Below are 12,234 nucleotides of genomic sequence, written 5' to 3'. Positions count from 1 at the left end.
CTCTATTCCATAATTTGGAACTCTTTCCAATAGAGTGTATTGCGCCTGCCGCTATCGCTTTCGGTGCAGACAAAACCTGACACAAGTCCTTGTGTCAGGTTTTGTTGTCACAATTTGTGTTTTCTTGTATCATATTAAAAGATACAAGGGGGTAAGTCGGTGGATAATGAAGCAAAAAAAATAGAAATGATGGATAAAATGAAGCAGCGTAAAAAAGAAGGAAAAATAGTACGCCGTATAGTTTCGATGGTGACACTTGTAGTTTTATTAATCGTACTTATAGTTGGTGTTAGTGGTTATTTTTATGTGAAATCTGCATTAAAACCTATTGATCCAGAATCTACAAAAGAAATAGCAGTGGAGATTCCAATGGGTTCTGGTATAAGTGCAATCTCATCTATCCTTGAAGAAAAAGAGATTATTAAAGATGCGCGGATATTTAAGTATTATACAAAGTTTAAAAATGAATCTAGCTTTCAAGCAGGTAATTATTCAATGACCCAGGCAATGACTTTCGATGAAATTATTGAAAGTTTAAAAACGGGCAAAGTATACCGTGAACCAATCTTTGCATTAACAATTCCTGAAGGACTTACTTTAGAGCAAATTGCAAAAAGAGTTGAAAAGAAAACAGAATATACCGCTAAGCAATTTATGGATAAGATAGTTGATCCACAGTTTATTCAAAATATGATGGCAACGTATCCGGATTTAATCACAGAAGAAGTATTAGATGGTAATATTCGCTATGCTCTTGAAGGATATTTGTATCCTGCAACGTATCCATTTTATGAAGAAAATCCTACATTAGAGGAAATAATATCGACAATGATTTCACAAACAAATGATATACTTGTCGAATACAAACCTATGCTTGAAGAAAAAGAAATGTCTGTTCATGAATTATTAACCTTTGCCTCACTTCTAGAAGAAGAAGCAACGGCAAAAACGGACCGAGAAACAATTGCTAGTGTTTTCTATAATCGTTTGGAAATTAATATGCCATTACAAACGGACCCAACTGTGTTATATGCTTTAGGATCACATAAAGATCGTGTATTATATGAAGATTTGGAAGTGGATAATCCATATAATACTTATGTAAACCAAGGGCTACCACCTGGGCCAATTGCTAATGCAGGGAAAATATCTATCGAAGCTGCCCTTAGTCCAACTAATACAGAATATTTATATTTCTTAGCTGATAGTGAAGGTAACAATCATTTTGCAAAAACATATGATGAACACCTTGTGAATGTTGAAAAATATATAAAGTAATTGTGAGATAGAAGGATTGTGTAATTTATTATTTCTGTAAAAAAGTTTGACTTTTAAACTTTTTACTAGAGAATTAATAAAGTTTATTCGCTTTCCTTCTATTTTCGTGATATTATAAATTGTGATTTTTTTGTCATAAACTATTAAATTTATTGTGCCAACTTTCATGTTTGGTTTTTTTTCTTTTTCAGACATAGTTCGGCGGAAGATTATGTATAAAAGGGGTTCGTCAATGGAATTTTCAGATGCTTATATAGAATCCTTAGTTCAACCACGTAATGAATTATTAATGGAGATGGAAGAGTATGCAAGAATTCATCATGTTCCGATTATGCAATTGCCTGCAATTGATGCATTGAACCAAATTCTTCGTATACAAAAGCCATCAAATATTTTAGAGATAGGTACAGCAATTGGTTATTCAGCATTACGAATGGCTATTGCTTTACCTGATTGTAAAATTGTAACTGTTGAAAGGGATCCTGAACGAGTAACAATGGCAAAACATTTTCTATCTCGTTCTGTAGAAGGTAACCGAATTACAGTCATTGAAGGGGATGCATTAGAAGTAGATGTGGAATCGATACACTCTACTTTTGAAGCAATTTTTATAGATGCCGCAAAAGGTCAATACCAACGATTTTTTGAAAAGTACTCTCCTCTAGTACCATCAGGAGGAATTTTGTATATTGATAATATGTACATGCACGGCTTATCTGATTTAGATTTAAAAGATGTTCCTCGTCGTAAAAGAACGATGATACGTAATTTGAAAAATTTTACCGATTGGATTATGAACCATCCAGACTATGAAAGTACATTTTTCCCAATTGGTGATGGATTGTTAATTTGTTTGAAGAGGTGAATGAATTGAAAAAACCAGAATTATTAGTTACACCAAAATCTGTAGATCATATTAAAGCACTTATTGAAGCTGGTGCAGACGCATTTGTGATTGGTGAACAAAAATTTGGCTTACGTTTAGCTGGAGAATTTTCTGTAAATGATGTAGAACAAGCAACAACAATTATTCATGAAGCTGGTAAAAAAGTGTATGTTGCTGTAAATGCTATATTCCATAACGATCGATTAGATGATTTAGATGAATATTTAAAAGAAATGCAACGAATTGGTGTTGATGCACTTTTATTCGGTGATCCTGCGGTTGTAATGGCTGTTCGTGAACTAGGCATTACTATTCCACTTCATTGGAATCCTGAAACAATTGCAACGAACTGGTTCCAAGTAAACTACTGGAACGAACGCGGTGCAAAACGTGCGGTTCTAGCACGCGAGTTGTCATTGGATGAAGTAGTAGAAATAAAAGAAAATGCAAAAGCTGAAATTGAAGTCCAAATTCATGGTATGACGGCGATGTTCCAATCAAAGCGTTCACTACTAGGAAACTATTTCTTATATCGCGGTGAAGTAATGGAGATTGAGAACCGTAAAGAAAATAAAAATATGTTTTTACATGATAAAGAGAGAAAAAATAAATATCCAATTTATGAAGACTTAAATGGTACACATATTTTCTCGCCAAATGATATGTGCCTAATTGATGAATTAACGGACCTTTTTGAAGCGGGAATTGATTCATTAAAATTTGATGGTGTTCTACAAACTGAAGAATATATTACGACTGTTACAAAGTGTTATCGTCAAGCAATTGATGCATACTTCGATAACGGTGAAGATGCGTATGATGAAATTAAGGACGAACTATTAGAAAAAATTAAAGAAATTCAACCTGCTATTCGTCCGTTAGATACAGGATTCATCTACAAAGAAACAGTGTATTAAGAACGGAGGGTACGACTTGTTACAACTAATTGAAAATAAAAATATACGTGAAGTTGTTAATGGAAAAACTGTTATCACAAAAAAGCCTGAGCTATTAGCACCAGCTGGAAGTTTAGAAAAGTTAAAAGTTGCAGTACATTATGGGGCAGATGCAGTTTTTATTGGTGGTCAAGAATTCGGCTTGCGTTCAAATGCGGACAACTTCTCAATTGAAGAAATGCGTGAAGGTGTCGAATTTGCAAATAAATACGGTGCCGTAATTTATGTTACAACAAATATTTTCGCTCATAATGAAAATATGGATGGTCTTGAAGAATACTTACAAGCCATCGAAGGTGCTGGAGTTAAAGGTATCATTGTTGCCGATCCATTAATTATCGAAACTTGTCGTCGTGTAGCACCTAATCTCGAAATCCACCTTTCTACTCAGCAATCTTTATCTAACTGGAAAGCAGTAAAGTATTGGAAGCAAGAAGGTTTGCATCGTGTCGTTTTAGCACGTGAAGTCGGTGCAGAAGAAATGCTGAAAATGAAAGAAGAAGTGGATATAGAAATTGAAGCATTTGTTCACGGAGCAATGTGTATTGCGTATTCTGGACGTTGTGTATTATCAAACCATATGACTGCTCGTGACTCCAACCGTGGTGGATGTTGTCAAAGTTGTCGTTGGGACTATGATCTTTATGAAAATGTAGATGGAGAAGAAAAAGCGTTATTCAATGAAGGTGACGCGCCATTTGCGATGAGTCCTAAAGATTTAAAATTAATCGAATCTATTCCTCACATGATTGAGTTAGGTATAGATTCATTAAAAGTTGAAGGTCGTATGAAATCTATTCACTATGTGGCAACAGTTATTTCTGTATACCGTAAAGTGATTGATGCATATTGTGCAGACCCAGAAAACTTTAAAATCAAAAAAGAATGGTTAGAGGAACTTGATCGTTGTGCGAATCGTGCAACTGCATCGGCTTTCTTTGAAGGTGAACCAAGTTATAAACAACAAATGTTTGGATTCCATGCACCAAAAATGAAATGGGATTTTGCAGGACTAGTCCTTGATTATGATGAAGAAACTAACATGGTGACATTACAACAACGAAATTACTTCAAACCGGGGGACACAATTGAATTTTTCGGTCCTGAAATTGATTCATTCAAAATGGAAGTTGGTCAAATTTGGGATGAAGAGGGTCAAGAAATTGAAGTAGCAAATCATCCATTACAAATTGTGAAGTTTAAAGTAGATCGTCCGTTGTTCAAGTTCAACATGATGCGGAAGGAGAATAAATAAATGTCAAAGAAGCGTCCTCTAGTAATAGGGATTGCAGGAGGCTCATGCTCGGGTAAAACGAGTGTAACCCATGCCATTTATGATGTTTTCAGAGAGCATTCTGTTGTTGTCATTGAACAAGATTTCTATTATAAAAATCAAAGTCATCTAACATTTGAAGAGCGTTTAAAAACAAATTATGACCACCCATTAGCCTTCGATAATGATTTACTAATCGAGCACTTGAATCGCTTATTGAATCGTCAAGCTATCGAAAAGCCGGTATATGATTATGTTAATCATACTCGTGCAGAGGAAGTTATCCATGTTGAACCAAAAGATGTAATTATATTAGAAGGTATTCTCGTTTTAGAAGATAGTCGTTTACGAGAATTAATGGATATTAAACTCTTTGTTGATACCGATGCGGATTTACGTATAATTCGTCGTATAGAGCGGGATATTAAGGAACGTGGTAGAACAATTGATTCTGTTATAGAACAATATTTGACTGCTGTCCGTCCAATGCATAATTTATTTATTGAGCCAACAAAGAGATATGCTGACGTTATTATCCCAGAAGGTGGAGAAAATGAAGTCGCAATCGATTTAATGGTTACAAAAATTAAAACAATTCTTGAAACTATGACCAATGTGTAATATGATGTGTTACAGTTGGTATTAATTACAATTACTAATTGATATTTAATATGTGAAATGTAAAATTCGGTTACTAGTTAAGTTGACAATATTGCTTCTATTTGAAGTAAGTGTCTCATATGCTTAACTACTAACCGGGTTTTATTATTAGATTTTTTAATATTGTTCAACGAAGTATATACTGTTGGAGCAATATTAAAAACCGAATGAAACAAATGAAACAAATTCTACCCTTTGATAAACGCAAAAATGAAAACGATTGCGTTTTTCGAAATAAGGTGTATAGTATTGTTTCGTATAAATTTATTGCGAGTATTTAAGGAGTGATTGTCTTGTCAAATGAAAAACAGTACCCAATGACATTAGCAGGAAAACAAAAATTAGAAGAGGAATTAGAGTACCTTAAAACAGTTAAACGAAAAGAAGTAGTAGAGCGTATTAAAATAGCTCGTAGTTTTGGAGACCTATCAGAGAACTCTGAATACGATTCAGCAAAAGAAGAACAAGGCTTCGTTGAAGGTCGTATTTCTGCTATTGAATCAATGTTGCGTAATGCAATCATTATAGAAGAAACTGCAGGTACAAGCGATATCGTCACTTTAGGGAAAACAGTTACATTTATCGAGTTACCTGATGGTGAGGAAGAAGAATATACAATTGTTGGTTCAGCTGAAGCAGATCCTTTCGAAGGCCGAATCTCAAATGACTCACCAATTGCAAAAGCATTATTAGGACGTAAAGTAGATGATATCGTAAAATTAACAACTCCAGGTGGAGATATGGAAGTTCGCATCGTTTCAATTAGCGCTGCAAAATAATTTCATAATTGATTTGGCTAACTTTTCATACATAGCCATTTAATTTATAGTCGACAAATCAACAATTTGATTTTGTCGACTTTTTCAATTTTGTAACAGTTATATTAAATGCAGGGCTTACAATGGAAATGATAGGTCGATTATTGATAAAATATAGTATATTTAAGATGTGAAGGAGGTTTCAATCTAATGAATAATGGTAAGTCTGAAAATTCTACACGTCATGAAAAAAGACAACGTTATAAAGCTAAAAAGCCACGTAAAAAGATGGATCGCCTTCTAAATGTACTTATCGCTATCGTTTCGATTTTGATTGTGCTGAACTTGGTAAGTATTTTTACGGGGGATGACAAAAAACAAAATGTAAAAGAAACAAATCAGGTGACTGAAAGTAAAAAAAATGATGACTCCAAGGAAGTTGTTACTGATAAATCAGAAGATGATGAGCCAACAAACAATGACTATTCAACAGAAAATATGTCTGATGAAAATGAAAATGTGTATGTAGTAAGTGCAAGTGAGCAAATTGTTCAACCATCAAATGATCCAATTGTGGACGAGGTAATCGTCAACCCAAGCTGGCAAGTTACGCCGACAAAACAAACAGGTGAACATGTATCTGCTTATGAAGAAGGACATATTGATTACGAAGAGAAAAAGGAAACATTCCGCAATGTTGTAGGACTTAGTGAAGATGAGGTTATTTATTGGTCAATAAAAAATAATGGGAATCCAAATTCCTCTGTTGCAGTTATTTCCTCAAATGATTCTAATCGTGCTTATAAATATCGTATTCATATTGAATGGATTGAAAATGAGGGATGGAAACCTATAAAAGTAGAAAAACTAAATCAACTAGCAAATTCCTATTAATAATATTGACGTAATGTGGAAAAATATATATCGTTAAGTTGATGCAGAATGGAGGAAATTATGAAAATCGCAGTAATTGGAGCAATGGAAGAAGAAGTAGAACTATTACGCAAAGCAATAGAAAATCCAGAAGTAACGACAATTGCTAATAGTGAATATACGATAGGTACATATCAAAATAAAGAAGTTATTTTATTAAAAAGCGGTATTGGTAAAGTCAATGCAGCAATGTCAACAACAATTTTATTACACGAATACAAACCTGATGTTGTAATTAATACTGGCTCTGCTGGTGGGTATGATCCTAGCTTGGATGTAGGAGCAATTGTTATATCTGATGAAGTACGTCATCACGATGTTGATGTAACGATTTTTGATTATGAAATGGGGCAAGTCCCACAAATGCCTCCAGCTTTTAAATCCGATGAAACACTAATGAAAATGGCTCAAGAAGCTGTAAAAGAAATTGGAGAGCATCAAGTTGGTGTTGGATTAGTTTGTTCAGGAGATTCATTTATGAATGATCCAGAACGAGTTGAGAAAGTAAGATCTTATTTCCCACAAATGAAAGCTGTTGAAATGGAAGCTGCTGCAGTAGCGCAAGTATGCTATCAATTTAATACACCATTTGTTGTAATTCGTGCGTTATCTGATATAGCTGGAAAAGAGTCAAATATCAGTTTCGATGAATTTTTACCAATTGCAGCAAAACATTCTACAGAAATTGTTTTAAAAACAATCGAAAAATTATAAGCTTATGCATATTTACAAACGCACTTGAGAAATTGAAAAAATGCAAGTAAGATAGAATGGTAATTAAAAGCAGGTAAAAAAGACAATAAGGAGGTCTACGCAATGTTATTATTAATGGGTGGGTCAGTAGCAATTACAGCACTTCTAGGAATTCTTATTTACTTCGGTGCAAATAGCCAATCAACAAATCATTAATCAAAAAGCTCATTTAACCTGCAAAACAGATTAAATGAGCTTTTATTTTTTCAGTTTTACCAAGGATTTAATCAATCTTTGAGAAACGTAATTCATTTTCATTTTTTTTATTTTCACGTTCAGCCTGGTTATGTTTGAATTGTTGATACAGTTTAACAAGTGCTCTTTTTTCAATACGTGAAACATAACTACGAGAAATCTTCAATTTTTTAGCGATCTCTTTTTGCGTTAATGGTTCATTATTATTTAATCCATAGCGATAGACAATTATTTCTAATTCCCGTGGTTCAAGTGTTCCTAAATATTCATAAAGTTGTTCGAAACTCTCTTTTTGTTCAATTTTATCGATTGCTGGTTGTTCATCAAGTTGCAACAGGTCTCGAATTTGCAATGATTGTCCTTCTTTATCCACTCCAATTGGTTCGAATAGCGATACATCTTTTTGAACTTTCTTTTGTGCTCTTAAATGCATCAGTATTTCGTTTTCAATACATCGTGCAGCATACGTTGCAAGTCTTGTTTTTTTATCTGGTGTATAACTGCTAACTGCTTTCATTAATCCAATTGTACCAATTGATATATAATCATCTAATTGTTCGTGTTGTGGATGGAATTTTTTAACGACATGGGCGACCAATCTCATATTTCGTTCAATCAAATCAAGCCGCGCTTGTTCGTCTCCTGCCATAAATCGTTCGATACATTTTGCTTCTTCTTCTTTTGTGAAAGGACGATGAAATGCCTGCCCCTTTAAGTAGCCTAAAAATGATGGAATATCGAGCCAGAGCTGCATGAGTGACGCAAAAATACCGCTCAAATTACGTCATCCTTTCTGCCTTTTTCGACATTATATGATAAACTCTTATAGAAAATGATTAATATTTTATAGTAAAAAAATGACCGATGCATACGTATAGATGATGCATCGATCGAATTTACACTTTTTTTAATTTAAATGTGCTAATCATTAAAATTGATAGGATTGGGAATAAAAATAAATAACTTTGGGGTTCTACGAGTTTTGTGAAGAAGTAAGAAAATGTTAGGAAAGTACCGGCTACAGTAATTGGTAAGCCAATGAAATATCCTTTAGTATCCATTATATTAAATCGTGCTAAACGAAAAGCTCCACAAGCAATGTACAAAATCGTTAAAATCATTCCAACCATACCAAAATCCGTCATGATATTTTCATACATTAGTAGGGCGGGTGCAACCCCAAATGATATAATATCACCCATAGAGTCTAATTGTTTTCCTAATTCTGATTCTAGATTAAATTTTCGTGCTACTTTCCCGTCATAACGGTCCAGAAAAGCCGCAACAAAAATAAATAATACGCTATAACTATAAGATTCATTTAATGTGGCCAAAATAGAGGCACCACCAAATGACAAATTACAAATGGTAATTAAATTAGCAGCGTTCGATTTTACTTTTTTAATCGTGGAATCCACCATATGAATAAGAAACATGGGGGAACACTCCTTTACGCTCTTAGTATTTTTATATTATACTTCGAAAAATAATAAATTGTAAGTAAATCAAAATATCCTATAAATGTTATATTCTTTTAAATTATTTGGATATTTGGTTCTATAGAACTTGGAGGTACCAATGAAAGAAAAAATATATCAACGATTAATCGAATTAACAAATGGAAAATATAGCTCCTTTTTGTTAAAACGACTCGTAACCTCTTCATTTAGTAAGAAGCTTATTCGAGAGTATAGTAAAGTATACGAAATACAACTTGAAGAAGTTTCAAAGGAAATAAACAGTTTTACAAGTTTACAAGATTTTTTCACCAGACAACTAAAAACTGATGCTAGACCTATAGATGCTAACGATAAAACGTTTGTAAGTCCGGTTGATGCGAAAATTGAATCCTTTGGTACAATCCGTGAAAATGCGGTTTTTACTGTAAAAGAGAAACCATACACATTAACGGATCTGTTTGGTAAGGAAGAATTGGCTAAGAAATATATAAACGGTAGTTATATTGTCTTTTATTTAAGCCCAGCAAATTATCATCGCATTCATAGCCCTTTAGATGCTGCCGTTATTCGTCAATATGTTTTAGGGAACAAGTCATACCCAGTCAACAAAATGGGGTTAACATATGGAAAAACACCATTAAGCCATAACTATCGTATGATTAGTGAGTTACAATACCAAAATAATAAAAATTTTACTTTAGTAAAAGTAGGAGCAATGTTTGTAAATAGTATCAAATTAACGAATACGTCTAAGCAGTGGAAAAAAGGCGAAGAAATTGGTTATTTTGCTTTTGGTTCAACGGTAGTCATGTTTTTTGAGGAGAATACGATATCCTTCACAGAAAACATCCAACATGGCAATGAAGTGAAAATGGGTGAACGAATAGCAATTATGATATAATCGAAAAATAAAAGTTAACCAAATTTATGATTTGAGGGCATTATTTTCCTCATTGAAACGTATTTAAACGAACTACTGATTAATAAAACTTTCAAAGCTTTTTAAGTCAGTATTGTGAAAAAATTTAATTAAGGGGTTAAAGTGTTGTATAATTTTCTATTGCCGAATGAATATGTAAATACTGTTTTTGAAATTACACCAGAAAAACTTGAAAAACTAGGAATACGTGGAATTATTACAGACTTAGATAATACGCTCATTGAATGGGACAGACCTGATGCAACAGAAGAAATTGCAGAATGGCTAGGCATATTACAGGAAGCTGGCATTCGAGTAATTATTGCATCAAATAACAATGAGGAACGTGTTAAAAGGTTTGCAGAACCATTAGGTATTCCTTTTATTTACCGTGCGAGAAAACCATTGGGAAATGCCTATTATGCAGCATTAAAAGAGATCCGTTTAAAAACAAATGAGGTTGCCATGGTGGGAGATCAATTGTTAACGGATATTATGGGTGCCAATCGTTTAAACTTATATACTTTCTTAGTCCGACCTGTTGCAGAGTCGGATGGTTTTGTTACGCTTTTTAATCGTTTTGTAGAACGTCGAGTATTTAATATGTTAAAGCGTAAAGGAATTAAGACTTGGGAGGAACAAAAATGAATGAAATGCCAAATTGTATTGGCTGTGGAGCAGTAATTCAAACAGAAAATCCGAAAGAAGTTGGCTATGCTCCGGCTTCTTCTCTTGAGAAAGAAACAGTAATATGCCAACGTTGTTTCCGTTTGAAAAATTATAATGAAATTCAACCAGTAAGTTTAACGGATGATGATTTTCTACGAATTTTAAATGGACTAGGTGAGCAAAATGGCTTAATCGTAAAAATTGTAGATATATTTGACTTTAACGGTAGTTGGTTGCCTGGTTTGCATCGATTCGTTGGAAAAAATCCAGTTTTACTTGTTGCGAATAAAGCAGACTTATTACCAAAGTCGGTAAAACCAAAGAAGGTAATCAATTGGCTAAAACGTGAAGCAAAAAATTTAGGACTACAACCTATTGATGTTATGTTAGTAAGTGCTCACAAAGGAATGGGTATGAGAGAAGTTGTTGATGCCATTGAAAATTATCGTGAAGGTAAAAATGTATTTGTTGTTGGTTGTACAAATGTAGGTAAATCAACGTTCATTAACCGAATTATTAAACATGCAACTGGAGAAGGAAATGTAATTACGACATCTCATTTCCCTGGTACTACTCTTGATATGATTGAAATTCCATTAGATGATGGCGCTTCACTATTTGACACACCTGGTATAATTAATCATCACCAAATGGCACATCATATAGATAATAGTGAATTAAAATACATTACACCGAAAAAAGAAATCAAACCAAAAGTTTATCAACAAAACGCAGGTCAAACTTTATATATCGGCGCACTTGCAAGATTTGATTTCATTAAAGGCGAACGTTCTGCTTTTACAGTTTATGTCGCAAATGATTTACCAATTCATCGGACAAAACTTGAAAAAGCCGATGCCTTATATGAAGAACATAAAGGTGTATTACTGTCACCACCATCTGAAAAGTATATTGATCAACTACCTGAGCTTGTTCGTCATGAATTTGCAGTGAAGGATGGAAAAACGGATGTTGTTATTTCGGGACTTGGCTGGATTACGGTTCAACATCCGAATGTAGTCGTTGCAGCCCATGCTCCAAAAGGGGTAGAAGTGTTTATTCGTCCTTCGTTAATATAATGGGGTAATTTGAACTGTTCTTTCGGAGTGCACGAGCCGCTACTACATTTCTGAGTGTACAGTTACAGCTACTAGCTCCTTGGAAACTTCAACTTCTTCCTACGTGTGCGATTTATCTGCATCGAAAGCGTAGCGACAGATGCAAGCACACTTGTCAGAAGTCTCCGAAGTACAAGGATGTACGAGTGCCGACAATGACACAGGATGTGGCGTTTTGTCGGCCAGTTTCTTTCACGGCTGAACGAACGCGCTCCGCATTTCGGATTGTCTAGCTACAGCGGCTAGGCTCTCGCGACGCTTCAACTTCTCCTACGAAGGCAAAAAGCGCCTTCTTGTCGAAGTTTCCAGCGCGTGTCGAGCCTAAACGAGCCGCTTCCGCATTTCGGAGATGTCTAGCTGCGAACGCTAGCTCTTC

Annotated in this window: 13 protein-coding genes; 11 read left to right on the top strand and 2 right to left on the bottom strand. The window is 34.3% G+C overall.

Going from position 1 to position 12,234, the window contains the following annotated elements:
• Positions 1-159: 159 nt before the first annotated feature.
• The 8 genes from mltG to mtnN all read left to right on the top strand — a co-directional run bounded on the left by mltG (position 160) and on the right by mtnN (position 7,458).
• Positions 160-1,278, top strand: a complete 1,119-nt coding sequence (mltG, locus tag D8M03_RS03880; protein WP_121213363.1) for an endolytic transglycosylase MltG — start codon at positions 160-162, stop codon at positions 1,276-1,278.
• A 232-nt stretch (positions 1,279-1,510) separates the two neighbouring features.
• The gene (locus D8M03_RS03875) at positions 1,511-2,143 is read left to right on the top strand and encodes an O-methyltransferase (protein WP_121213362.1); all 633 of its coding nucleotides are present in this window, start codon (positions 1,511-1,513) and stop codon (positions 2,141-2,143) included.
• Between the two features lie 5 nt (positions 2,144-2,148).
• Entirely contained in the window at positions 2,149-3,081 is a 933-nt protein-coding gene (locus tag D8M03_RS03870) for a peptidase U32 family protein (protein WP_121213361.1), read from the top strand.
• 28 nt (positions 3,082-3,109) lie between these two features.
• Positions 3,110-4,375, top strand: a complete 1,266-nt coding sequence (locus D8M03_RS03865; RefSeq protein WP_211330861.1) for a peptidase U32 family protein — start codon at positions 3,110-3,112, stop codon at positions 4,373-4,375.
• Positions 4,376-5,014, top strand: a complete 639-nt coding sequence (gene udk / locus D8M03_RS03860) for a uridine kinase (RefSeq protein ID WP_121213359.1) — start codon at positions 4,376-4,378, stop codon at positions 5,012-5,014. It abuts the gene before it with no gap.
• Between the two features lie 332 nt (positions 5,015-5,346).
• Positions 5,347-5,832 carry a transcription elongation factor GreA gene (greA, locus tag D8M03_RS03855; protein ID WP_121213358.1) on the top strand — a complete coding sequence of 162 codons (486 nt, stop codon included), beginning with the start codon at positions 5,347-5,349 and terminating at the stop codon, positions 5,830-5,832.
• Positions 5,833-6,021: 189 nt separating this feature from the next.
• Positions 6,022-6,705, top strand: a complete 684-nt coding sequence (locus D8M03_RS03850; RefSeq protein ID WP_121213357.1) for a YrrS family protein — start codon at positions 6,022-6,024, stop codon at positions 6,703-6,705.
• Between the two features lie 60 nt (positions 6,706-6,765).
• Entirely contained in the window at positions 6,766-7,458 is a 693-nt protein-coding gene (gene mtnN, locus D8M03_RS03845) for a 5'-methylthioadenosine/S-adenosylhomocysteine nucleosidase (protein WP_121213356.1), read from the top strand.
• Positions 7,459-7,720: 262 nt separating this feature from the next.
• On the opposite strand, the gene sigK is transcribed toward mtnN, so the two are convergent.
• Together sigK and pssA are read right to left on the bottom strand one after the other, a co-directional pair.
• On the bottom strand, positions 7,721-8,470 hold the full coding sequence (gene sigK, locus D8M03_RS03840) for an RNA polymerase sporulation sigma factor SigK (RefSeq protein ID WP_121213355.1): 750 nt from the start codon (positions 8,468-8,470) through the stop codon (positions 7,721-7,723).
• 118 nt (positions 8,471-8,588) lie between these two features.
• Positions 8,589-9,128 carry a CDP-diacylglycerol--serine O-phosphatidyltransferase gene (pssA, locus tag D8M03_RS03835; protein WP_121213354.1) on the bottom strand — a complete coding sequence of 180 codons (540 nt, stop codon included), beginning with the start codon at positions 9,126-9,128 and terminating at the stop codon, positions 8,589-8,591.
• A gap of 142 nt (positions 9,129-9,270) precedes the next feature.
• Between pssA and D8M03_RS03830 the strand changes: the two genes are divergently transcribed.
• The 3 genes from D8M03_RS03830 (at position 9,271) to yqeH (ending at position 11,819) form a co-directional block, all read left to right on the top strand.
• Positions 9,271-10,053 (top strand): phosphatidylserine decarboxylase, encoded by a 783-nt coding sequence (locus D8M03_RS03830; RefSeq protein ID WP_121213353.1) that lies wholly within the window; start codon positions 9,271-9,273, stop codon positions 10,051-10,053.
• A 141-nt stretch (positions 10,054-10,194) separates the two neighbouring features.
• On the top strand, positions 10,195-10,719 hold the full coding sequence (locus D8M03_RS03825; RefSeq protein WP_245987446.1) for a YqeG family HAD IIIA-type phosphatase: 525 nt from the start codon (positions 10,195-10,197) through the stop codon (positions 10,717-10,719).
• Positions 10,716-11,819, top strand: coding sequence for a ribosome biogenesis GTPase YqeH (yqeH, locus tag D8M03_RS03820; protein ID WP_121213351.1), 1,104 nt, complete (start codon positions 10,716-10,718; stop codon positions 11,817-11,819). The genes D8M03_RS03825 and yqeH overlap by 4 nt, the downstream gene beginning before the upstream one ends.
• The last annotated feature ends 415 nt before the right edge of the window (positions 11,820-12,234 follow it).

This window comes from Ureibacillus endophyticus (assembly GCF_003628435.1).
GTDB classification, from domain to species: Bacteria; Bacillota; Bacilli; order Bacillales_A; family Planococcaceae; genus Ureibacillus; species Ureibacillus endophyticus.
Note: the sequence above shows the minus strand (reverse complement) of the source record. Positions and strands in the feature narration are given on the sequence as shown.

Bases quoted from the DNA above. Each gene is read 5' to 3' on its own strand.
- udk (WP_121213359.1), top strand. From the start codon at position 4,376: ATGTCAAAGAAGCGTCCTCTAGTAATAGGGATTGCAGGAGGCTCATGC.
- pssA (WP_121213354.1), bottom strand. From the start codon at position 9,128: ATGTTTCTTATTCATATGGTGGATTCCACGATTAAAAAAGTAAAATCG.
- yqeH (WP_121213351.1), top strand. From the start codon at position 10,716: ATGAATGAAATGCCAAATTGTATTGGCTGTGGAGCAGTAATTCAAACA.
- D8M03_RS03875 (WP_121213362.1), top strand. From the start codon at position 1,511: ATGGAATTTTCAGATGCTTATATAGAATCCTTAGTTCAACCACGTAAT.
- mtnN (WP_121213356.1), top strand. From the start codon at position 6,766: ATGAAAATCGCAGTAATTGGAGCAATGGAAGAAGAAGTAGAACTATTA.
- D8M03_RS03830 (WP_121213353.1), top strand. From the start codon at position 9,271: ATGAAAGAAAAAATATATCAACGATTAATCGAATTAACAAATGGAAAA.
- D8M03_RS03850 (WP_121213357.1), top strand. From the start codon at position 6,022: ATGAATAATGGTAAGTCTGAAAATTCTACACGTCATGAAAAAAGACAA.